The organism is Glycomyces algeriensis, assembly GCF_027622855.1.
Classification (GTDB): domain Bacteria; phylum Actinomycetota; class Actinomycetes; order Mycobacteriales; family Micromonosporaceae; genus Glycomyces; species Glycomyces algeriensis.
Window position 1 is genome coordinate 1 of sequence record NZ_JAPZVR010000030.1, and the last position, 20,745, is coordinate 20,745.

A 20,745-nucleotide genomic window follows, 5' to 3' on the forward strand; every position below is an offset into this window, starting at 1 on the left:
CGGTGGTCTGCATGAGCGCGCCGCCGAACTGGAAGCCCTCGAACACGAGCGGGTGCAGATCGGCGCGGGCGGTGTACAGCGCGGCGGTGTAGCCGGCGGGGCCCGAGCCGATGATGATGACGTCGCGGATTTCGCTCACCGGGTTCGCTCCTGTGGATGGTTCGGCGCTCCAGGGACGGCTCCCTGAACTGACTGCTTCAACGCCATCTTATTGACCCGAAATTCCGCCCCCGGGAGCTGTGGCGGGCTTGTGACAGGCGAATATCCCGATCGTGGGGAACCTCACCCGTCCGCCGGCCGCGAACAGGGCCGCGGCGCCGCCGAACGGGACGTCAGGGCTGCTCGGCGAGCGGTTCGATGACGCCGTCCGCGCAAGCAGGGGTCAGGGCCACCGCGATGTCGCCGTCGTCGCCGGACACGAGCGCCATGATCGCCGGCTTCGAGTCGTAGCGGGCGAAGTCGACCGCGACGAGGAGCCCCGGGTAGCGGGCCGCGATGGCCCGTTCGCAGTTGTCCCAGAAGTCGCCGCCCTCGGCCAGCGCGGCCAGCTCGGACGGGACCTCGCCCATGTAACTGCTGGTGGGGAGCTCGTACATGACCGCGATGAGGTCGGTGCCCTCGTCGTAGTCGCTGCCGCTCGCGTAGGTCGCGATCTCGCCGAGGGCGTCGACGCCGGCCTCGTCCTCACCGGACTCGTTCTGGGTCGCCTCGGTCTCGAGCGGCGTCTCCGCCGCGCCGGGCGCGCCCTCTTCGTCGTTCCGGTCGTGCTGGTCCTCGGCGAGGACCTGGTCGGAGGACGCGCCGCTCTCCTGGTCGGCCGCGCCGGTGGTCAGCTGGATCGCGGTGGCGACGCCGCCGACGGTGACCAGCACGGCCACGGCGGCACTGGCGATCGCGTACCGGATCCGCTTGGGCCGCAGGCGTTCCGCCCAGCGGTCGGCCCAGGTCTCGCGCGTACTCGCGGGCCCGCCGGCGTGCAGCGTGTCGGCCGCGGGGAGGGAGTCGAGGACGCGGTCGAGGCGGTCCCCGACCTCGTCGGGAAGGTCGCCGTAGCCGCTGGACGCCTGCCACAGGATGCGGCTGACGTCGGCCTCGGCGTTGTCGGCGTCGTGCGGGCGCTGCGGGCTCATGGGTTCCCCTCCTCTCGACCGGTCTGGTACGTCGCTCCTGGTTCGACGCCCTGCTGCCGCGGCGGGTTCCCCGCTGCAGCGGCGGCACCGCCTCCCAGCGGCGTGTCGTCGCGCACGCCGCCGCGATCGACGGCGGGATCGAACTCGGGGAGCCGCGCGGCCAGGCGCTTGCGCGCCCGCGAGGCCCGCGACTTCACCGTGCCGGGGCGCACCTTGAGGATCGCGGCGACCTCTTCAACGGGGTAGCCGAGCATGTCGACGTAGACGAGCACCGCCCGCTGGTCGAACGGCAGCTCCGCGAGCGCCCGGTGCACGGCCAGTCGGAGCCCGGCCTGCGCCGGGTCCTGGGCCGCGTCGGTAGAGGGCAGCGCGAGCGCGTCGTCGTCGGCGAGCGGGACCGTGGGGCGCCGCCCCGAAGCGCGGATGCGGTCGAGGCAGGCGTTCACCACGATGCGGTGCAGCCAGGTGGTCACCGCGGCGCCGCCGCGGAAGCCCCCGGCGCCCTGGTAGGCCTTGATCATCGCGTCCTGCACCGCCTCGGCGGCGTCCTCCGGATCGCCCAAGGTGCGCACCGCCACCGCCCACAGCCGTCCGCGGTGGCGGCGGAACAGCTCCCCGAAGGCCTCCCGTTCGCCGCCCACGTGGCGGCGCAGCAGGTCGGCGTCGGTCGCGCCGGCCAGGCCGGGGTCGGGACCCGGTCCGACCGGGCCCGAGCCGGACGGGAGAGGGGCGGGCATGACCGGTCCCGCTACCGGACGAAGACGTTGATGTCGCTGATGGTGATCTTGTAGCCGTCGGAGACCTGCGGCAGCTCGGTCACCCACACGACGATGTAGCGGACCTTCTCGCCGCTGGCCTTCAGCTCGATGTTGGTGTCCGCGTCGGGAACCTGCTCGGCCAGTACGGAGAAGTCGTCCACGATGGCCTGGTCGCCGTCGCTGGAGTCGCCGGGGTCCTCGGCGCCGCCGAGCAGGCCCACGGTGGCGCCGGCGCTGGTCATCTGGACCCGCACGGACGCGACCTCCTGCTCCTCGCCGAGGTCGATGAGGATGCCCATGCCCGGCTTGAGGTTCCCGAAGTTGGCGTCGCCGCGGTACGTGTTGGTGGTCCAGCCGGTGGAGGCGTTGTCGTCGATGACGTTCTCGACGCCCTCGGTCTGGTCGCGGTCCCCGGTCGGCGGGTCGACCACGCGGACGGAGTCGCCGGTGAGCGCGACCTCGGTGGGCGCGGCGGTCGCCGGGCTCTCGCCTTCGGCGTCGGTCGTGTCGGCCCCGGTGTCCTCACCGGTGACCTGGTCCTCGGCCCCGACGGGGTCGTCGTTGTCGCCGCCGAAGACGACGGCGCTGGTGACCACGCCCGCGAAGATGACCGCGGCGATGACGGCCGCGACCATGGCGAGGCGCTTCATGCCGGCGGGAGGCGCGTCGGCCGAGCCGCTGCTGCTGCTGCGGCGGCCGAGGTTGATCGAGCCGAGGACGCTCGTGGGCGTCGCGGCCGCGGCGGCCGGTGCGGCCCCGCCGGTCTCGGCGAGGCGGCGCAGGTCGACCGCGAGTTCGGCCGCGGACGGCGGCGTCTGGGAGTGGTCGAGCAGGTCGGCGGTGAGCTTGGCGAGCGCGGCGGGCAGGCCGGGGACGACCTTGTCGACGTCGAGGACGCGACCCCATTCGTCGGTCGCGGCGTCGGCGAGCCCGGTGTTCTCGGCGGGGACGACGCGCGGCCAGGTCCCGGTCAGGCAGGCGTAGAGCGTCGCGCCGAGGGCGCGCACGTCCTCCACCTGGGTGTTGCCGGGTTCGTTGCGCGGCTCGGTGACCATGACGCGGTCGTCCTCGGAGAGGAGGATCGTGCCCGGGTGCAGGTCGGCGTGGGTGACGCCGCCTTCGTGGAGGGCGGCGACGGCGTCGGCGACGGAGGCGACCAGTTCGAGCGCGTGGGCGCTCTCGAGGGTCTGCTTCTCCAGGACGCCGCGCAGGGAGGAGCCGTTGACCCATTCGCGCACGACGTAGGCGAAACGGCCTTCGTCGACGGCGTCGTACACGTCGACCATCGAGTCGACGTGCGCGCGGGAGGCGGCTACGGCGGCGGTCATGGTGGGGGCGGCGTCTTCGCCGCCGGGGGAGCGGAGCACGACCGCTACGGAGCGGTGGAGCAGGACGTCGACGCCCCGCCACAGCTGGCGGTAGCCGTTCGCGCCTCCGACGTGCTCTTCGAGGCGGTACCGCTCGGCGAGCAGGTCGCCCACGGACGGCACTTCGGCGGTGGTCATGATGCGGGGTCCTCCCCTCTCAACGCGACCCCGCAAGGGGGTCCCGGCCGGGGCCTTTGTGGGCCGGTTCGGTCATGGTGCGGTCCAAGTGGCTCTGCGGGATCCGGCCAGAGTGCACGTATGGATCGTACTTGCCTCATCGTCGCAGCTTTGCGCGCACCGTTGCCTGGAGCGACGCCGTCTCAGTGACGCGGAATACCAGGCAGGCCGCGAAGTAGACGCCGAGCAGGAGCAGTCCGAGCACGATCGAGGAGGCGAACTGGCCCACCTTCGCGAGGCCGCCCTCGGCCGGCAGATCGGGCCACAGCACCCACCCGCCGTACGCGACGGCGCCCGCGATGACGGCCGCCGCACCCGTGCGGACCAGGCCGTTTGCGGTCTTTCGCATGTCGAGCAGGCCGATCCGCTTGCGCAGCAAGCTCATCGAGAGGAGCAGGCTCACGAGGTACGAGACGCCGTTGGAGGCGAACAGTCCGACCACGACCCACTGGGCGGGCAGGAACGCGAAGGCGAGGAGGTACCCGCCGATGCGGATCGCGATCACCGGCAGGTTGAACATGGCCACGGTCCGGGTGTCGGTCTGCGCATAGAACGCGTAGATCTGCAGCTGGCTGATCGAGAACGGCAGCAGCACGATCCCGGCCATGAGCAGCACCTGCCCGGTGGCGAGGGCCTCGGCGGGCGTGTACGCGCCCCACTGGAAGATCATCAGGCCGATCGGTTCGTGGAGCGCGATGAACGCGGCCGCGATGGGCACCAGCAGGAACGACGCGAGGCGGATGCCGCTGGAGAGGTGGTCGGCCAACTCGGGCCAGCGGCGGTCGTCGGCGGCGCGGGTCATGCGCGGCATGAGCGCGGTGATGACGGACACCGCGACGATGCCGTGGGCCATCATCATCATCAGGTACGCGTTGTTGTAGACCGTGACGCCGGGCACGAACACGGAGTCGTCGGCCAGGCGATCGGGATCGCTCGCGAGGTTGGCGACCTTGATCACGGCCATGACCGCGATCTGGTTGGCGGCCACGAACAGGAGCGTCCAGGCGGCGAGGCGGCGGATGTCGCGGAGCGGGAGCCGCTTGAAGTCGAAGCGCAGGCGCCAGCGGAACCCGGCCTTGCGCAGGGCGGGGGCGAGGCACAGCACCTGGATGACGACGCCGGCGGTGGTGCCGGCGCCGAGGAGCACGATCATGCCGCTGGTGACCTGGTCGGCGCTGTTGAAGAGGTCGCCGTTCGCGTCGGGCACGGCGTCGCGCGTGTAGACCATGTAGAAGACGGCGCCGACGGTGATGACCACGAGGTTGTTGATGATCGGCACCCACATGGGGGCGCCGAAGTGCTCGCGGGAGTTGAGGACGCCGGAGAGGATCGCGAACAGCCCGTAGAGGAGCAGCGCGGGCAGCATGTAGTAGGAGAACTCGGTGACGAGGTCGCGCTGGTCCGGGCTCGCCATGAACAGGGAGATGAGCGGCGCGCAGAGGGTGACGAGGATCGCGGCGCCGCCGAGGACGAGGGCGGCGAGGGTGAGGAGGCGCTGGGCGAAGGCGTCGCCGCCGTCGGCGTCGTTCTTGTGGGCCTTGACGAACAGCGGCATGATGATGCTCGCGAACACGCCGCCGAGGACGAGCTCGTAGATCATCTGCGGGAAGTACTGCGCGGTCGTGTACGAGTTGCCGAGGAGTCCGGCGCCGATCGCGGCGGAGATGACGACGGTGCGGCCGAACCCGGTCACGCGCGAGACGAGGGAGCCCGCGCCCATGAGGAGGCTGGAGCGGACCACGTTCTTGCCTTGGGGCCGCGGTGCGGCCGGCGGGGGGACCGGGGCGCCGATGGGGGTGTAGCCGTTGCCGGTCTGGGGGCCCGGCGGGGGGTACGCGTTCGAGGGGCTGGCGTGAGGGTTGCCATGGGGTCCTCGGACGGGCCCAGTCGGCGAGTGCCCGGGGCCCGGTCTCGCGCTAGGTTCGGCCATTCTCGCACTCTCCGCTAAGCTTGCCCGGCGATGTCTGACAACAGTAGCGGTAAGGAAATCACGGTCCCGCCCATAGCCGATGAACTGGGTCGGGTGTTCGCGGACGGCGGCTTCGAGCTGCACCTGGTCGGCGGCCCGGTCCGGGATGCGGTGCTGCGCCGGAGTGTGAGCGACCTCGATTTCACGACGGACGCGCGCCCGGAGTCGACCGAGGCGATCCTGCGGGCGAACTGCTCGACGGTGTGGACCACGGGCGCGGACTTCGGGACCATCGGGGGCCTGTTCCGGGGCGAGCAGGTCGAGGTGACGACCTTCCGCGCGGACGCCTACGACCGTGTGAGCCGCAATCCGATCGTCCGGTACGGGGACAACCTCGTCGACGACCTGGAGCGGCGCGACTTCACCGTGAACGCGATGGCGGTCTCGGTGCCGGGCCACGAGTTCACGGACCCGTTCGGGGGACTGGCCGACATCGCGCGGCAGACGATCCGGACGCCGGCGTCGCCGGAGTCCTCGTTCGCCGACGACCCGCTGCGAATGCTGCGGGCGGCCCGGTTCGCCGCGCAGCTCGGATTCGGCATCGACCCCGAGACGCTCGACGCGATGCGGCGCATGGCGCCCGAACTCGGCCGGATCACCGCCGAGCGCATCCGCGACGAGTTCGTGAAGCTCCTGACCGCGCCCGACCCGGTGGTGGGCCTGCGCATCCTGGTCGACACCGGCCTGGCGGAGCAGTTCCTGCCCGAGCTGCCCGCGCTCCGCATGGAGATCGACGAGCACGCCCAGCACAAGGACGTCTACGAGCACTCACTGCAGGTGCTGCGCAACGCGATCGCGCTCGAGCAGGACGGCCCCGACCTGCTGCTGCGTCTCGCCGCGCTTCTGCACGACATCGGGAAGCCCGAGACCAAGGACGTCGTTGACGGTGGCGGCGTCACCTTCCACCACCACGACGTGGCCGGGGCCCGCTTGGCGCGCCGGCGCATGCGGGACCTCAAGTTCCCGAAGGCCGACGTCCAGGCCGTCTCGCTCCTCATCTCGCTGCACCTGCGCTTCTACGGCTACGGCGACGCCGGCTGGACCGACTCGGCCGTGCGCCGGTACGTCCACGATGCCGGCGCGCAGCTCGACCGGCTGCACCTGCTGGTGCGCTCGGACTGCACGACCCGCAACCGCCGCAAGGCGGAGCGGCTGCGCCGCGACTACGACGCGTTCGAGGACCGGATCGCGCGCATCCGCGCCGACGAGGACCTGCGCGCGGTGCGCCCGGACCTCGACGGCAACGCGATCATGGAGCTCCTGGGCCTGGAGCCCGGCCCGCAGGTGGGCCGGGCGTGGGCCTACCTCAAGGAGCTGCGGCTGGAGCGGGGTCCGATGCCTCGCCAGGAGGCGGAGTCGCAGCTGCGGGCCTGGGCCGCAGCCGAAGGCCTCGCACCGAGTCCAGACGCGGAATGAGCACCTCCTGCACGATGAGGGCGCACATCACGGCGACCATGATCCAGCGTGAGGCCGCGGCGGTGAGGAACAGGAACTCGGGGATGCCCCGGTCCTCGCCCTCGGCGGAGACCTGCAGCATCTTCCCGTAGAACGAGAAGAAGTAGAACAGCTCGGCGGCCTGCCAGAGCAGGAACGCGCCCCACTTCGGGCGGGCGAGGACCGCGAGCGGCAGGAGCCACAGCACGTACTGCTGGGACCAGACCTTGCCGAAGAGCAGGAACGCGGCCACGACGAGGAAACACAGCTGCGCGAGGCGCGGCATGAGGTCGTCGGCGGTCGCGATGCCCCGCAGGCCGGGGATGCCCGGCCGGCGGCCCGCGAACAGCCCGAGCAGGGCGATCCCGATGCAGGACAGGGCGAACAGCACCAGGTACAGGTCGTTGACGTACTCGGAGTCCCAGAGTTTCTCCCAGCCGGTGATGCCGCGCAGGACGTACCAGCCGGTGCCCCAGTCGACGGGGCGCTCGGAGTTGAGCTCGAAGAACCGCATCCACGAGTCGCGCCAGAAGTAGGCGACGGGCGCGTTGATCACGGCCCACACGACGGCGGCGGTCGCGGTGGCCTGCAGCGCGGGCAGGAGCTTGCGCTGGCGCAGCGCGAGGATGAGCAGCGGGCCGATGAACAGGAGCGCGTAGAACTTCGCGGCGACGGCGAGGCCGAGGAACAGCCCGGCCATGATCGGGCGGCTGCGCTGCCAGTACAGGAAGAACGGCATCGACAGGGCGATGGCGAACAGGTCCCAGTTGACGGTGGCGGTGACGAGCACGATCGGCGCGGCGGCGAGCATCATCGCGTCCCAGGGCCGCTTGGGCCGGGAGTAGACGAGCGCCGGGTCGGGGTTGGGGCCGGGGAGGTCGGTGCGGCGGTTGTCATCGCGGATCTTGTGGAGGATCGCGATGGCGGCGGCGCCGCAGATGAAGAGCACGATCGCGTTGAGGTGGTAGAAGATCGGGCCGCCGTCGGTGCCGAAGACGTTGCCGACGCGGAAGGCGATCTGCCCCAGGATGCCCATGAACCAACCGGTCAGTACCGGGTATTCGACCGGGTGGTCACGGTAGGGGATCGCGCCTTCGTTGAGCCGTTCGGCACCCCAGAGCGCGCGGATGTCGGTGTAGCAGGCGTTCGTGTACTGGGCCCAGTCGGTCCAGCCGCCCGATGCGCAGGGGTACTTCTGCATCCAGCTGACGGCGAAGGCGATGAGTCCGGTGAGGAGGATGACCCGCAGGGGCGTCCAGTACCGGCGCCGCGGCGGGTCGACGGCGTGGTCGCCGAAGGGCCCGCCGATCAGGCCGGAGGCGAAGCGGGCGAGGCGGTCGGTGAGGGTGGGGGCGACCGAGGGGCGCTCGTTCGAACGCGGTTGCTCAGTGAAAGACGGCGGCATGGGCCCTATTGTGGCCCATGCCGCCGTCCTGGCGCTATCGGTGGTTCGTCGCTTTCACGCGACGAGGTCAACCGTTGCCGTTGCCGTTCTCGCCGTCCTCCGGAGTCGTGGACCCTTCTTCCGTCGGGGTCTCCTCGCCGTCGCAGTTCTCCCACGGCATGCAGGGCTCTTCGGTCGTGGTGGCCTCATCGGTGGGCGTCTCCGAGGTCGTCTGCTCCTCGTCCGGCGGCGTCTCGCACTCCTGGTCGTTCCCGCCGCCGTTGTTGCCGTCGTCCTCGCAGGCGTTCTCGTCTTCCTCTTCCTCAGGCGTGCCGCACAACAGGTCGTCGGGGTTGGCCTTGCAGAACGCGCCGGCCGGGTTGATCCCGGCGTTCTCGATGTCCCAGGTACTGTCGTTGCCGTTCTTCGACGGCCCCTCCCAGTCGATCGGTTCCCAGGGCTCCTCACCCTCCTTGGCGTCGAGGACGCGGTGCATCGCGCTGAGCCACACCGGATAAGCGGTGGTACCGCCGACCACGCCGTCGAAACTGCCGTCCGGTCCGGAGATCGGGTCGGACTCGGAGGTGGCGTTGCCGACCCAGGTGGCGATGGCCAGCTGCTTGATCGCCCCGACGTACCAGGCGTGGGCGTTCCAGCCGGATTCGTACTTGTTGCCGTCCTCGTCCTCGCCCGCGGCCTCCCAGGTACCGGTCTTGCCGAAGATGTCGCGGTCTTCGATGTCATCGCCGACGGTGCTCTCGCCGACGATCTCCGAGCCGATCCACTGGAGGTCGCGCGCGGTCTCGGGCTCGATGTACTGGCCCTCGTTGAGGTCGCGCTTCGGCTTGATCTCCTCGCCGTTGTTGTCGGTGACCTTCGCGATGTAGTGCGTCTCGTGGTAGTAGCCGTTGTTCGCGATGGTGGCGTACATAGCCGCCATGTCGCGGACGCTGGTCGGGTACTGGCCGAAGGAGAGCTGGTAGTAGAACGGGTCGGTCTCGCCGTTGTTGCCGATCTTGCAGGAGGTCGGCTCGCCGTCGGCGTCCTCGATGAACGCGCCCTCGAGGTTGATCGAGGGCTGGCAGTTCTCGTCGACCTCGATGAGCGCCCAGTCGTCCCAGTTGCCCGAGGCGTTGGTGACGGGCTCACCGGTGGCGGGATCGACGGCCTTGCCGTGCAGCGTGTACGTCAGGTCCGGCTCGGGGCTGATCGAGTAGTTGATCATGACGTCGTGCATCTCGCCGTTGTCGTCGGCGATCGACCGGGTCTGGCTCATCTGGGTGAGGCCCATGTTGGCGGCGTTCTGGAGGATCTGGTCGGCGCCGTACTGCTCGGCGATCGCGTACATCGGCGTGTTCTTGGACTTGCGCACCGAATCGGTGAGGTCGAGCTCGAGCTCGGTGTCGGTCTGGCCGCCGTTGCGCAGCGTGCAGTCGGGGTAGTCGCCGCCACCGATGCACTGCTCGATGTCGTCGAGCTTCAGGCTCTCGAAGGCGCGGGGCGAGCCGGCGTTGAACCAGGACTCGACGGAGTCGTCGTTCTCGATGGCCGTGGCCGCGGTGATCATCTTCATCGTCGAAGAGGGCGGGTGCGGGGACTCGGCGCCGGCCTTGTCGACGCCGAAGCCGTTGTCGCCGCCGTAGTAGCCGCGGACCGCGCCGGTGGCGGGGTCGATGGCGACCATCGCCGTCATCATGTATCGCGCATACTCGGCGAGAGCGGCGTCATCGTTGCTGTCCTCGAAGACGGCGTACCCGTTCTCGTCTTCCTCGGGTGCGGCCTCGTCCTCGGTGTCGACCGGGTTGCCGTCGGCGTCGATCCAGCGGCCTTCGCTGTCCTGCTGCTTCACGATCTTGCCGCGCGAGCCGGTGGAGACCAGGGCGTTCTGGATGTCGCCGTCGATCGTCAGCTCGACCTTGTAGCCGCCGTTCTCGCCGTTCGCACCGCCCAGCTCCTCCGGGCTGATCTCGTAGCGCTCCTCGAGCTCCTTGAAGACGTAGCCGTCCTGCTCGTTGATGAGGAAGCCGAGCGGCGTGTTGCCGCCCCAAGAGCCGCTGGCGTTGAAGTCGTCGATGGGCGTCGGGTACTCGAACTCGTCACGCTCGGCCTGCGATATCTGGCCGGTCTCGACGAGGGCGCCCATCGTGAAGTTCCAGCGGCCCTTCGAGGCCTCTTCGTCGAAGTAGTCGCCGTTGTCGGGGCCGAAGTACGGGTCGTAGTACCCGTTGGGCGACTTGACCTGCATCACGATGAACGCGGCCTGGTCGTAGGTGAGGTCGGGGAGGGGCACGTCGAAGTAGTTCTTCGCCGCCGCCTCGATGCCGTAGGCACCGCGGCCGAAGTAGGCCGTGTTGAGGTAGGCGGTGATGATCTGCTTCTTGCTGTACTTGTTCTCCATCTTGATCGCCAGGGCCGCCTCGCGGGCCTTGCGGTCGTAGGAGATCTCGTCGCGCGCGTCGAGGTAGATGCCCGCGTACTGCTGGGTGATCGTCGAGGCGCCCTGCATGTCGCCGCCGGTGAGGTTGTTGACGAGCGCGCCGGCGGTGCGGGTGATGTCGACGCCGCCGTGGTCCCAGAACTTGCGGTCCTCCAGCGCCACCAAGGCGTCGGTGACCGTCTCGGGGATGTCCTCCTCGTTGGCCTGCAGGCGGAGGGTCTTTCCGTACGCGCCGACCTGGGTCGTACCGTCGGCGAGGTAGAACGAGGAGGACTCGCCGTCGCGGGCCAGGTATTCGAGGTTCGGCGTGTCGCGCCAGAAGTAGGCGCCGACGATGGTGATGGACGCGATGCCGAGGACGCCGAGGGCGATCATCGCGGCGAGCATCTTGCGGCCGAGGCGCTTGCGCTTCTTCTTGCCGCCTTCGAGGTCGCTCTTGTCCTTCGGGCCCTTGCCGGCGCGGCGGGTGCCGACGACGCTGGCGCGGCCGGTGCGCTCGCCGGGGCCGGCGGGGCTCACGGGCCGGACGGAGGCCGAGCCGACGGAGGCCGATCCCACCGAGGCGGAGCCGACAGAGGCGGATCCGACGCTGGCGCGGCCGGTGCGGCCCGTGCCGGGCTGACCGCCGACCGAGGCGCTGCCGGAGGCGCCGCCCACGGAGGCCGAGCCGGTGGGCCGGCCGACCGAAGCGGAGCCGCGCGGCGGGACGGCGCCGCGGCCGGTGTTGCCGCCTCCGACCGAGGCGCTGCCCGAGGCGGGGGTGCCGTACGGCTGCTGGCGCGGACGCGGGGACTGGCCCTGGCCGCCGCCTTGCGGCTGGCCGCCCCAGCCGTAGTCGCCCTGGCGGTCCCCGGATCCGCCGTTGCCGTTGGCACTGCCGTAGGCGCGGCCGTCCGGTCGTCCGCCGCGGCCCTGCTGGGGCCTGCCGTCCTCTGGGGGCGGGGCGGGACGATAACCGTAGTCGCTCATGCTCAACCATCCACGTGCTGTGTAACCCGGGCATAATCCGGGTTTTGCCGGTCGGCCCGGTGCACCCGGCGCGCGGCATCCCGAGGGGGACGCGCCCGGCGGACCGGCGGTCGCAAAGGTCTACTCCCGGCATGGGGGTGGCCGGTCGCCTCGCAGTTTCGCACATTGAAATTGCGAGAACTCTGCTAGATCGCTTGGTGGGCCAGCCTACTGGAACACAGCCCCTCTGAACAGGGCGCGGACGCGCGCCTTGACGTGATTTGCGCCTGCCGCTATGGTTAACGCTGATGTATCGAGCCGATACATCACAGCGTTAGATCGCCGTGTGAGAGGAGGGACGAGATGCTCGAGCTGGCCATTCTGGGACTCCTGCACGAAACCCCCATGCACGGTTACGAGCTGCGCAAACGCCTGCTGGCCCTGCTCGGGGCCATCAGGGCCGCGTTCAGCTACGGCTCGCTCTACCCCACCCTCAAGCGCATGCGTCAGCGCGGACTCATCGCCGAGGAGACCCCACGAGAGGGTGCGGCAGAGACCCCGCTGCTCACCGGGCGCCGGGCCCGCAAGGTCTACCGGCTCACACCCGAGGGCAAGGAGCACTTCGCTCAGCTCATGGCCGACGCCGGCCCCGAATCGGCCGACGAGGCCCTCTTCGGCGTGCACTTCGCGTTCTTCTCCCGTACCGACCCGGCCACGCGACTGCGGATCCTCGAGGCCCGCCGCCGCCGCGTCGAGGAGCGGCGCGAACGGATGCGCGAGGCCCTCAGCCGCACCGCCGAGCGGCTCGACGCCTACGGGCTCGAGCTCCAGCGGCACGGGCTGGAGACCGCCGAGCGGGAGGTGCGCTGGCTCAACGAGCTCATCGCCTCCGAGGAGAGCCGCCGCCCCGAGCAGCACATCGACTTCGGCGAGCCATTCGCCGGACCGGGACGGCACCAGGCCGTCGCGGAACAGGGAACACCCGATCCGGCCTCCAGTGCCGGTGACCCAAATAAACAAGGCAAAGGAGGCATGCGCGATGGGTAAGCTCCGCGTAGCCATTGTCGGCGTGGGCAACTGCGCCAACTCACTGGTCCAAGGTGTCGAGTACTACCGCGACGCCAAGCCCGAGGACCGGGTGCCCGGCCTCATGCACGTCCAGTTCGGCGACTACCACATCAGCGACATCGAGTTCGTCGCCGCGTTCGACGTCGACGCCAAGAAGGTCGGCCAAGACCTGGCCAGCGCTATCTTCGCCTCGGAGAACAACACTGTCAAATTCGCCGACGTGCCTCCCACGGGCGTGCAGGTGCTGCGCGGTCCGACGCACGACGGCTTGGGCGAGTACTACACCGAGATGGTCACCGAGTCCTCCGAGGAGCCGGTCGACGTCGTGGCCGCGCTCAAGGCGGCGAAGGTCGACGTCGTGGTCTGCTACCTGCCGGTGGGCAGCGAGCAGGCGGCGAAGTTCTACGCGCAGGCCGCGATCGACGCGGGCGCCGCGTTCGTGAACGCCCTCCCCGTGTTCATCGCCTCCGACCCCGAATGGGCCAAGAAGTTCACCGATGCCGGTATCCCGATCGTGGGTGACGACATCAAGTCGCAGGTCGGCGCCACCATCGTGCACCGCGTGCTGGCGAAGCTGTTCGAGGACCGCGGCGTGCGGCTGGACCGCACGTACCAGCTGAACTTCGGCGGCAACATGGACTTCATGAACATGCTCGAGCGCACCCGCCTCAAGAGCAAGAAGATCTCCAAGACGCAGGCCGTGACCTCGCAGATCCCCCACGAGATGCTCGGTGCGGACGTGCACATCGGCCCGTCGGACCACGTCCCGTGGCTGACCGACCGCAAGTGGGCGTACATCCGCCTGGAGGGCACCACCTTCGGCGACGTGCCGCTCAACGCGGAGCTCAAGCTCGAGGTGTGGGACTCGCCGAACTCGGCGGGCGTCATCATCGACGCGGTCCGCGCGGCGAAGATCGCCCTCGACCGCGGCCACGGCGGCCCGGTGGAGTCGGCCTCCAGCTACTTCATGAAGTCGCCGGCGAAGCAGTTCTCCGACGAGGAAGCCCGCATCTCCGTCGAGAACTTCATCGCGGGCCTGTAAGGCACCGCAATCCCTCAAGGGGGACCCTGACGTGAAGCAAGGACCGCGCATCCGGCCCGCACGCTTCGCTCTGATGGGTCCCCCTTGGCATGCACCGGAGTTATCCTCGGACAATGCGCACCGACGGGCACGTTCGGAACCTCGCGAGCAACCGCCGTTTTCGGCACCTGCTGGCGGTGCGCCTCACGTCCCAGGCGGCCGACGGCATGTTCCAGGCCTCGCTCGCCCTCTCAGTCTTCTTCAATCCGGCGCTCGGCGAAGCCAGCGACCCGTTCCGGTACGCAGCGGCGGTCGCGATCCTCCTCGGCCCGTACTCGCTGCTCGGGCCCTATGTCGGCACGGTCCTCGACCGGTTCAGCCGGCGCAATCTCATCGGTGGCGCGAACCTGGCGCGGGCCGCGCTCATGATCGTCATCTGCCTGACGCTCCCCGGCGGTTTCAACTGGTCGTGGGTGCTGTGCGCGATGGTCGTGCTGGCCGCGAACCGCTTCGTGCTCGCCGGGCTCGGCGCCGCCCACCCGCAGGTCGTCCCGGCGAAGGACCTCGTGACCGCGAACTCGCTCGCGTCGACCCTTGGTGCGCTGGCCTACGGGCTCGGCCTGGCGACGACGGGGATCGCGAAGCTCCTCGACTCGGGGGTCTCGTACTCGATGCTGGCGCTGGCCGCGGGCTGCGGCTACCTGGCGTCGGCGTTCATCGTCGGGGCGTCGTTCCGCCGCGCGGACCTCGGCCCGCCCGTGGACGACGAGGCGGCGACGGGCCTGTGGCGGGGGATCGCCCAGACGAGTTCGGGCATGTGGGAGGGGTTCAAGCACCTCGGCAGGCGGAAGGGCCCGGCACTGGTGATGGCGGTGCAGGGGCTGCACCGGTTCCTGTACGGGATCGTGTTCATCATCGCGATCGCGCTGTTCATGGGGTTCTTCTGGGACGTCGAGTCGGATCCGACCCGCACCACGACGATCTCGTGGCTGCTGGTGCTGGCGATACTCGGGAACGTGGGGGTGCTGGCGGCGGCGATCGCGACGCCGCGGGCGACGCGCGTGTGGGGCCCGAAGAACTGGATCGTGGTGCTGATGGCGCTGTGCGCGGTGGTCGTGGCCGCGCTCTCGGGCACGATGAAGCCGGTCATGTTCGCGGTCGCGGTGCTGCTGGTGAACATCGCGTCCCAGGGTTTGAAGATCACCGTGGACACGAGCATCCAGCGGGGCGTCGAGGACGCCTACCGCGGGCGGGTGTTCAGCGTCAACGACACGATCTACAACGTCGGGTACCTCGCGGGCCTGTTCGCGGCCGCGTTCGTGGTCCCTGAGAACGGCTACGCGCCCGGCACGCTCGTCGGCGTAGCGCTCTCCTACGGTCTGATCTGCGTCGGATACGCCTATCTCGCGCGAGACGAGGCACCGTACGATGCACAGACATGGAGCCCCGCCGCGACCGAAGCGAGACCGACCACGAGCCAGTAGCGTCGAACCCGTACCGGGGCACGGCCCCGTGGCAGCGCGAGGGCACCGGCAGCTGGAAGCGCGGACTCGCCGGGCTCGGCGCGGTGGCGCTCACCGCCGGTTCGATCGCCGCGGTCACCTGGCTGGCCTTCCGGGACGACGGCGGCGGTGAAGCCGCCACGGGCGAGCTCATCGCCGAGCAGTGCACCGTCACCGAAGCGGACGACGCCGGCCAGGGCGCGGACCCGATGGAGCCGGGCGCCCCCGCCGAACGCTCCCTCGCCACGGTCCAGACCAACTACGGCGAGATCGTCGTGCTCCTGTGGGGCGACCTCGCGCCGTGCGGCGTCCAGGCCTTCACGCACCTCTCCGAGACCCAGTTCTACGCCTCGCACGAATGCGACCGGCTCACCACGCAGGCGATCGACCCGACCGCGATCCTGCGCTGCGGCAGCCCCGGCCTCGCCGGTGCCGCTGAAGACAGTGAGGACACGTACGGTCCGGGCTGGCGCTTCCAGGCCGAGACCGGCATGGCCGGGAACGACATGGCCGACGTGCTCGCCCTCATCACCGACGACAAGGGCCGGGCGGGAGGGTCCTTCGCGCTCATCCGCGGCGCGGCCGTCCCGACCGCCGGCGTCAGCGTCATCGGCGGCATCGTCGACGGCTACGAAGTGCTCGACCAGATCGCGGCCCTCCCCGAGACCGTGGAGTCCGACGGCGCGCCGCCCGTACCGGTCGAGATCTGGGGCGTGCTGATCAGCGGCGTCGAAGGCCTGCCGATCGAGACCGCGACACTCCCGACGGGAACCGCGACCCCGCCGCCGGGCACCGCCACACCGACGACGCCCGCCGCGTCCCCGAGCGGCACCCCCACGGGCACCGCACCGGGAACCGCGACGCCCACCGGGACGGCGACGCCCACAGGCACCGCCAGCCCGACGGGGCCTTAGTCCTTAGTCTTCGCCTTCACTCTTGCCGCCGCCGTGGCGCTTGGCGTACTTGTCCACGTACTCCTGGCCGGTCAACCGGCGGATCGCGTCCATCACCTCGTCGGTGACGGCCCGGATCACCACCCGGTCGTTCTCCATGCCCTTGTACCGTGTGAAGTCCAGCGGCTTGCCCACGCGCACGCCCACAGGCGCCACACGCGGCCGCGATTCCCCGATCGGCAGCACCTTCTCCGTGCCGATCAGCCCCACCGGGATCACCGGCGCCCCCGAAGTGAGCGCCAACCGCGCCACACCCGGCTTGCCCCGGTACAGCCGCCCGTCGGGCGAACGCGTCCCCTCGGGGAAGATCGCGAACACGCGGCCCTCCTCGAGCACCTCCAGCGACGGCTCCAGGGACGCGGCGCTCTTGCGCCCGCCCGAGCGGTCCACGGCCACCTGGCCGAGGGCCTTCACCGTCGACGAGATCAGCTTGCCCTTCAGGCCCGCACCCGTGAAGTACTCGATCTTCGCCATCGTCGCGATGTGCCGCTTGGTGGTGAGGCCCAGGAAGTAGTGGTCGGCGACGGAGAGGTGGTTGGACGCCAGGATGACCGGGCCGTCCTCCGGGATGTTCTCCTTCCCGTCGATCCAAGGCCTGTAGATGAGCTTGATGGTCGGCGCGGCCGTCCATTGCAACGTCTTGTACAGCACCGTGTTCAGCTCTCCAGTGGTCTCACCCCGGCTGCGGGAAGGTCGGGTCGGGTCCAATTATGGCTCGCGAACCGCACCTGGCGAAACCCTCGAGCCACTCTGGCCCCCGCCGCGGGCGCGGCCGGGCCCCGCCGGGAAGGCAGGCCCGAGTCTAAGGCATGACGTGCGCCTACAGGTACTGCCCGGGATGGTGGTCGCGGTCGTCACCGCGCGCAGCCCGCTCGGCCATCACGGCCCGGAGCTGCGGCGGAAGGTCCTCACCCGCGGGCAGGGCCTTCAACTCGCCCGAACGCATCTGGTCCAACTGCAGCCGCGCGGCCATCTGCTGCGCCACCAGCGCCGCCTGGATGCCGTGGAACAGGCCCTCCAGCCAGCCCACGAGCTGGGCCTGCGCGATCCGCAGCTCCGCCTCGGTCGGAATCTCGTCCGCGCTGAACGGCAGCGACAGGCGCTCCAGCTCGTCGCGCAGCTCCGGGGCCAGGCCCGACTCGAGCTCGGCGATGGAGCGGGCGTGTATGTCGCGCAGGCGCTGGCGGCCCTTCGCGTCGAGGTCGGCGGCGCGGACCTCCTCGAGGAGCTGCTTGATCATCGAACCGACGCGCATGACCTTGGCCGGCTCGGGAACGAGCTTGGTCGGGTCGGACTCGTACCGGTCCTCGGCACTGACCTCGGCGGTCTCGGACTCGGCGGTCACCGGGTTGCCGTAGGCGTCGACGATGAACGGCTGGTCCTCGGACTCGCGTTCCTGTTCCGGCTTGCTGTTCGCTTCACTCATGGTTCGGTGTGGCCCCACTCGTCTCGATGCTGGTCCGGTTCCTCTCCCCGAGCCTAACGCGCGGGGTTCGCGGGGTGTTCCCGCTCGCGGCAGGCCCTTGGATCGGGCCGCTGAGAAAGCGAAAGGCCCGGAGGTCGGAACCTCCGGGCCGTATCGGTGCGCGAGGGGGGACTTGAACCCCCACGTCCTTACGGACACTGGCACCTGAAGCCAGCGCGTCTGCCATTCCGCCACTCGCGCGAGTGTCAGTACTTGCGACGCGACGATATTACCTTGCGGGGACCTGGTGGTTCAACGGGGTATTGGCCCCTTTGAGGTACGGGCCACTCACAAGAGGGTGCGCAGGCGCCCGACGGGCTGGTCGCCGCCGTGGACCTCGGGCCACATGAGCGCGTCCACCTCGGGCTTGGCGTCCTCGGGGACGGCGAACCCGGCGAGGTGGGTGAGGGCGCGCAGGGCGACGGGCGTGGAGGCCCGGCCGGCGCCGTCGTCGATCTTGACGGCGACCGCGCCGACGCCGGGTGCGGCGAGCACGTGGACGCCTTCGGCGCCGCCCTTGGCGAGCAGGCCGGGGAGGGCGGTCATCATGCGGTGGTCGGGACCGCGGGTGCCGTCGATGAGCTTCGGGTTGGCGCGCATGGCGTCCGCGACGCGGCGCTCGTTCGAGCCGGCGGGGGCTTCGACGAGGCGCGAGAAGGCGCGGGCGATCCCGGCGAGGGAGACGGCCAGGACGGGGGCGCCGCAGCCGTCGACGCCGATGGACTCGACGGTGTCGCCGGTGAGCTCCTCGACGGTGGCGATGACCAGCCGCTGGAACGGGTGTTCGGGGTCGCGGTAGGTGGCGAGGTCCCAGCCGTTCGCGGCGCAGGCCGCGAGCATGCCGGCGTGCTTGCCGGAGCAGTTCATGTAGACGCGGCGGGGCTCGCCGCCCTCGCGGATGGCCGCACTGCGGGCGTCGGGGTCGCTCGGCAGGTCGGCCGGGCACTGGAGGTGCTCCTCGCCGAGGCCGGCGCCGCCGAGCACGGAGGCGACCTGGGCGAGGTGGAACGGCTCGCCGCGGTGGCTCGCGGAGGCGATGGCGAGGTCGGCCTCGGTGCCGGGCGCCCAGCCGGCGCGGAGCATGGCGAGGGCCTGCATGGGCTTGTTGGAGGAACGCGGGAAGACCGCGGAACCGGTGTCGCCGATCGAGGCGAGGAGGTTCCCGGACGGGTCGGTCACGGCGACGCTGCCCCGGTGGAGGCTCTCGGCGAATCCGGACCGGACGATCTCGGCGACGGGTTGGCCGCCGCGGTAGGAAGCACTCATACCGCGAGGCTAACCCCAGTGCTACTGGCGCGCTGCCTGATCGCCCACGATGAGACGCGCGTCAGTGTCGTCGGCGGTGCTCCGCTTGAGCAGAGCGAGCGCGATCTGGCCGAGCTCGTAGTGCTGCACGGCGGTGCCGACGATGCCGACTTGCTTGTCGCCCAAGGTGATCGGGGTGCCGGAGACGGGCGGGTGCTCGTCGGAGCCGTCGAGGTGGAGCATGACGAGGCGGCGCGGCGGCTGCCCGAGGTGGTGGACCTTGGCGACGGTCTCCTGGCCCCGGTAGCAGCCCTTGTTGAAGTGGACGGCGCGCTCGAGCCAGTGGTGGACCTCGTGCGGGACGGTCTTCTCGTCGGTGTCGATCCCGAAGGCGGGCAGGCCGGCCGCGACGCGGAGGGCGTCCCAGGCCCAGGTGCCGGCCGGCACGGCGTCGCCGCCGAGCACGGCCGCGGGGATGTCCTCGCGGCGCACGCACAGGTCGAAGGTGGGGACGCCGAGGGCGTCGGTGCGGCGAGTCCATCCGTCCGTCGAGTCGAGCGCGTCGCCCGGGTAGACCGCGGTGGGGGTGAGCGGGATCTCGCGCTGCACGAACTTCGCGGCCGGGACCGGCTGCACGGCCGGAGCCGCTTCGTCGACGTCCTTGAACGTGTAGGTGAACAGGGCCCGCGCGCCGCTCTCGTCGCGGATGTCGACCTCGGTGCGGAACTTCATGAGCTCCAGGTACTTCAGGAGCGCCTCGCCGCGGCCGGGCTCGGTGTCGAGCCAGGTGCTGGTGCCGTCGTCGAAGACGTTCATGTGGTGCTCGACGCGGCCGGTGGGGGAGAGGACGAGCGCCTCGGTGCCCTCGTGCGGCTTCAGGGACTCGAGGTGCTGGGTGGTGAGCGAGTGCAGCCATCCCAGGCGGGCGGCGCCGGTCACGGTGATGAGGTCGCGGTCGGAGCGGTCGAAGAGCGCGCCGGTGGCCATCGCCTTGCGCTGCTCGGGGAGCGGCCCGCCGTAGTGCCAGGCGGTGCGGCCCGCCGTCGCGCCGGACTGCGTGGCGACGGCGCCGGGAAGGTCGAGCAGGGGGGACGCGGTGGTCTCGGTCATCGTTCCTTCTCCAGGCATTCGGCGCAGGTCCCGAACACGGCGACGTGGCCGATGTCCATGACGAACCCGCAGGTGTCGGCGACTTCCTCGCGCGCGTTCGCGAACAGGGAGGGGTCGACCTCGGTGATCCGGCCGCAGCGGTGGCACACCAGGTGCGCGTGGCCGCGGTCGCCTGACAGATGGTACGTCGGCGCGCCGTGGGAGAGGTGGGTGTGCGAGACGAGCTGGAGCTCTTCGAGCAGGTCGAGGGTGCGGTAGACGGTGGTGATGTTCACGCCTTCGACCTGGTCGCGGATGCGCTCGTGGATCCGCTCGGGGGTGGCGTGTCCGAGTGTGCGGACCGCTTCCAGCACGAGCTGGCGCTGCGCGGTCATGCGCAGGCCCTTGGAGCGCAGCACCGCGGCCAGTTCGGTCTCGGCCTCGGCTTCGGTGGGCATAGGTGCATCGTACTGCGCCCGCACGGGAACACGTTCGGGTGACAAGGGCGGCGGGAGGGGCGGTTTTTGTCGGACCCCCGCGCGACGCTGGACGGTATCTTCCCCTCTAGATGGTTGATTCCTTGGGGTCAGTGGTCGTAGGCGGTCAAGGAGCGTAGGACTGGTTGGCGTTGTTGGTCGTTGTGCCAGATGGCGGCGGTCAGGGCGAGGATCCGTTGGGTGACTCGGGCGCATACTCCTTGGGGTGTGCGCCCGTTGTGGCGTTCGAGGTCGAGCTGGGCTTTGAAGGTCTGGTTGATCGATTCGATGACCTGGCGCAGGGGCCGGAACAGGGTGGTGC

At 70.3% G+C, this 20,745-nt stretch carries 17 protein-coding genes, 1 tRNA gene and 1 pseudogene; 5 read left to right on the plus strand and 14 right to left on the minus strand.

Annotated elements, in window-relative coordinates:
* The 5 genes from O2L52_RS25090 to murJ form a co-directional block, all read right to left on the minus strand.
* Positions 1-139, minus strand: a 139-nt coding sequence (locus O2L52_RS25090; protein ID WP_270119028.1) for an FAD-dependent oxidoreductase, incomplete at its 3' end; no start/stop codon positions are given.
* Positions 140-332: 193 nt separating this feature from the next.
* Complete coding sequence (locus O2L52_RS25095; RefSeq protein ID WP_270119004.1) at positions 333-1,130, minus strand: hypothetical protein; 798 nt, start codon at positions 1,128-1,130, stop codon at positions 333-335.
* On the minus strand, positions 1,127-1,867 hold the full coding sequence (sigM, locus tag O2L52_RS25100) for an RNA polymerase sigma factor SigM (RefSeq protein WP_270119005.1): 741 nt from the start codon (positions 1,865-1,867) through the stop codon (positions 1,127-1,129). The genes O2L52_RS25095 and sigM overlap by 4 nt, the downstream gene beginning before the upstream one ends.
* A gap of 11 nt (positions 1,868-1,878) precedes the next feature.
* A complete protein-coding gene (locus O2L52_RS25105; protein ID WP_270119006.1) occupies positions 1,879-3,393 on the minus strand; it encodes a protein kinase family protein in 1,515 nt (504 codons plus the stop codon).
* A 136-nt stretch (positions 3,394-3,529) separates the two neighbouring features.
* Positions 3,530-5,173 (minus strand): murein biosynthesis integral membrane protein MurJ, encoded by a 1,644-nt coding sequence (gene murJ / locus O2L52_RS25110; RefSeq protein WP_270119008.1) that lies wholly within the window; start codon positions 5,171-5,173, stop codon positions 3,530-3,532.
* A 219-nt stretch (positions 5,174-5,392) separates the two neighbouring features.
* On the opposite strand from murJ, the gene O2L52_RS25115 reads away from it, so the two are divergent.
* A complete protein-coding gene (locus O2L52_RS25115) occupies positions 5,393-6,817 on the plus strand; it encodes a CCA tRNA nucleotidyltransferase (RefSeq protein WP_270119010.1) in 1,425 nt (474 codons plus the stop codon).
* On the opposite strand, the gene O2L52_RS25120 is transcribed toward O2L52_RS25115, so the two are convergent.
* Both O2L52_RS25120 and O2L52_RS25125 read right to left on the minus strand, forming a co-directional pair.
* Positions 6,708-8,240: a glycosyltransferase family 87 protein gene (locus O2L52_RS25120; protein WP_270119012.1), complete on the minus strand. Its 1,533-nt coding sequence runs from the start codon at positions 8,238-8,240 to the stop codon at positions 6,708-6,710. The two genes, O2L52_RS25115 and O2L52_RS25120, sit on opposite strands and share 110 nt — an antisense overlap.
* A gap of 67 nt (positions 8,241-8,307) precedes the next feature.
* The gene (locus tag O2L52_RS25125; protein ID WP_270119013.1) at positions 8,308-11,625 is read right to left on the minus strand and encodes a transglycosylase domain-containing protein; all 3,318 of its coding nucleotides are present in this window, start codon (positions 11,623-11,625) and stop codon (positions 8,308-8,310) included.
* A 342-nt stretch (positions 11,626-11,967) separates the two neighbouring features.
* Here O2L52_RS25125 and O2L52_RS25130 point away from each other — a divergent pair, with 342 nt between their 5' ends.
* From O2L52_RS25130 to O2L52_RS25145, 4 genes are all read left to right on the plus strand, one after another.
* Positions 11,968-12,651 carry a PadR family transcriptional regulator gene (locus O2L52_RS25130; RefSeq protein ID WP_270119014.1) on the plus strand — a complete coding sequence of 228 codons (684 nt, stop codon included), beginning with the start codon at positions 11,968-11,970 and terminating at the stop codon, positions 12,649-12,651.
* Positions 12,644-13,714 carry an inositol-3-phosphate synthase gene (locus tag O2L52_RS25135; protein ID WP_270119016.1) on the plus strand — a complete coding sequence of 357 codons (1,071 nt, stop codon included), beginning with the start codon at positions 12,644-12,646 and terminating at the stop codon, positions 13,712-13,714. The genes O2L52_RS25130 and O2L52_RS25135 overlap by 8 nt, the downstream gene beginning before the upstream one ends.
* 113 nt (positions 13,715-13,827) lie before the next feature.
* Positions 13,828-15,177, plus strand: a complete 1,350-nt coding sequence (locus O2L52_RS25140) for an MFS transporter (RefSeq protein WP_270119017.1) — start codon at positions 13,828-13,830, stop codon at positions 15,175-15,177.
* The gene (locus tag O2L52_RS25145) at positions 15,132-16,109 is read left to right on the plus strand and encodes a peptidylprolyl isomerase (protein ID WP_270119019.1); all 978 of its coding nucleotides are present in this window, start codon (positions 15,132-15,134) and stop codon (positions 16,107-16,109) included. Before O2L52_RS25140 ends, O2L52_RS25145 begins: the two co-directional genes overlap by 46 nt.
* A 3-nt stretch (positions 16,110-16,112) precedes the next feature.
* On the opposite strand, the gene O2L52_RS25150 is transcribed toward O2L52_RS25145, so the two are convergent.
* The 7 genes and pseudogenes from O2L52_RS25150 to O2L52_RS25180 all read right to left on the minus strand — a co-directional run.
* Complete coding sequence (locus O2L52_RS25150) at positions 16,113-16,799, minus strand: lysophospholipid acyltransferase family protein (protein WP_270119021.1); 687 nt, start codon at positions 16,797-16,799, stop codon at positions 16,113-16,115.
* A 169-nt stretch (positions 16,800-16,968) separates the two neighbouring features.
* Positions 16,969-17,574, minus strand: coding sequence for a bacterial proteasome activator family protein (locus tag O2L52_RS25155; RefSeq protein ID WP_270119022.1), 606 nt, complete (start codon positions 17,572-17,574; stop codon positions 16,969-16,971).
* A 157-nt stretch (positions 17,575-17,731) separates the two neighbouring features.
* A tRNA-Leu gene (locus tag O2L52_RS25160) sits at positions 17,732-17,814 on the minus strand.
* Between the two features lie 87 nt (positions 17,815-17,901).
* Positions 17,902-18,879: an asparaginase gene (locus O2L52_RS25165; protein WP_270119023.1), complete on the minus strand. Its 978-nt coding sequence runs from the start codon at positions 18,877-18,879 to the stop codon at positions 17,902-17,904.
* A gap of 21 nt (positions 18,880-18,900) precedes the next feature.
* Positions 18,901-19,968 (minus strand): CAF17-like 4Fe-4S cluster assembly/insertion protein YgfZ, encoded by a 1,068-nt coding sequence (gene ygfZ, locus O2L52_RS25170; RefSeq protein ID WP_270119025.1) that lies wholly within the window; start codon positions 19,966-19,968, stop codon positions 18,901-18,903.
* Positions 19,965-20,405, minus strand: coding sequence for a Fur family transcriptional regulator (locus O2L52_RS25175; protein ID WP_270119027.1), 441 nt, complete (start codon positions 20,403-20,405; stop codon positions 19,965-19,967). Before O2L52_RS25175 ends, ygfZ begins: the two co-directional genes overlap by 4 nt.
* A 128-nt stretch (positions 20,406-20,533) precedes the next feature.
* Positions 20,534-20,745, minus strand: a pseudogene (locus O2L52_RS25180) (IS982 family transposase); the annotation flags it as partial.

What these genes read in the sequence shown, in the direction of transcription:
- O2L52_RS25125 (WP_270119013.1), bottom strand. Translation starts at nt 11,625, where the DNA reads ATGAGCGACTACGGTTATCGTCCCGCCCCGCCCCCAGAGGACGGCAGG.
- O2L52_RS25095 (WP_270119004.1), bottom strand. Translation starts at nt 1,130, where the DNA reads ATGAGCCCGCAGCGCCCGCACGACGCCGACAACGCCGAGGCCGACGTC.
- O2L52_RS25165 (WP_270119023.1), bottom strand. Translation starts at nt 18,879, where the DNA reads ATGAGTGCTTCCTACCGCGGCGGCCAACCCGTCGCCGAGATCGTCCGG.
- O2L52_RS25145 (WP_270119019.1), top strand. Translation starts at nt 15,132, where the DNA reads ATGGAGCCCCGCCGCGACCGAAGCGAGACCGACCACGAGCCAGTAGCG.
- O2L52_RS25130 (WP_270119014.1), top strand. Translation starts at nt 11,968, where the DNA reads ATGCTCGAGCTGGCCATTCTGGGACTCCTGCACGAAACCCCCATGCAC.
- O2L52_RS25155 (WP_270119022.1), bottom strand. Translation starts at nt 17,574, where the DNA reads ATGAGTGAAGCGAACAGCAAGCCGGAACAGGAACGCGAGTCCGAGGAC.
- O2L52_RS25175 (WP_270119027.1), bottom strand. Translation starts at nt 20,405, where the DNA reads ATGCCCACCGAAGCCGAGGCCGAGACCGAACTGGCCGCGGTGCTGCGC.
- O2L52_RS25140 (WP_270119017.1), top strand. Translation starts at nt 13,828, where the DNA reads ATGCGCACCGACGGGCACGTTCGGAACCTCGCGAGCAACCGCCGTTTT.
- O2L52_RS25120 (WP_270119012.1), bottom strand. Translation starts at nt 8,240, where the DNA reads ATGCCGCCGTCTTTCACTGAGCAACCGCGTTCGAACGAGCGCCCCTCG.
- sigM (WP_270119005.1), bottom strand. Translation starts at nt 1,867, where the DNA reads ATGCCCGCCCCTCTCCCGTCCGGCTCGGGCCCGGTCGGACCGGGTCCC.
- ygfZ (WP_270119025.1), bottom strand. Translation starts at nt 19,968, where the DNA reads ATGACCGAGACCACCGCGTCCCCCCTGCTCGACCTTCCCGGCGCCGTC.
- O2L52_RS25105 (WP_270119006.1), bottom strand. Translation starts at nt 3,393, where the DNA reads ATGACCACCGCCGAAGTGCCGTCCGTGGGCGACCTGCTCGCCGAGCGG.
- O2L52_RS25135 (WP_270119016.1), top strand. Translation starts at nt 12,644, where the DNA reads ATGGGTAAGCTCCGCGTAGCCATTGTCGGCGTGGGCAACTGCGCCAAC.
- O2L52_RS25115 (WP_270119010.1), top strand. Translation starts at nt 5,393, where the DNA reads ATGTCTGACAACAGTAGCGGTAAGGAAATCACGGTCCCGCCCATAGCC.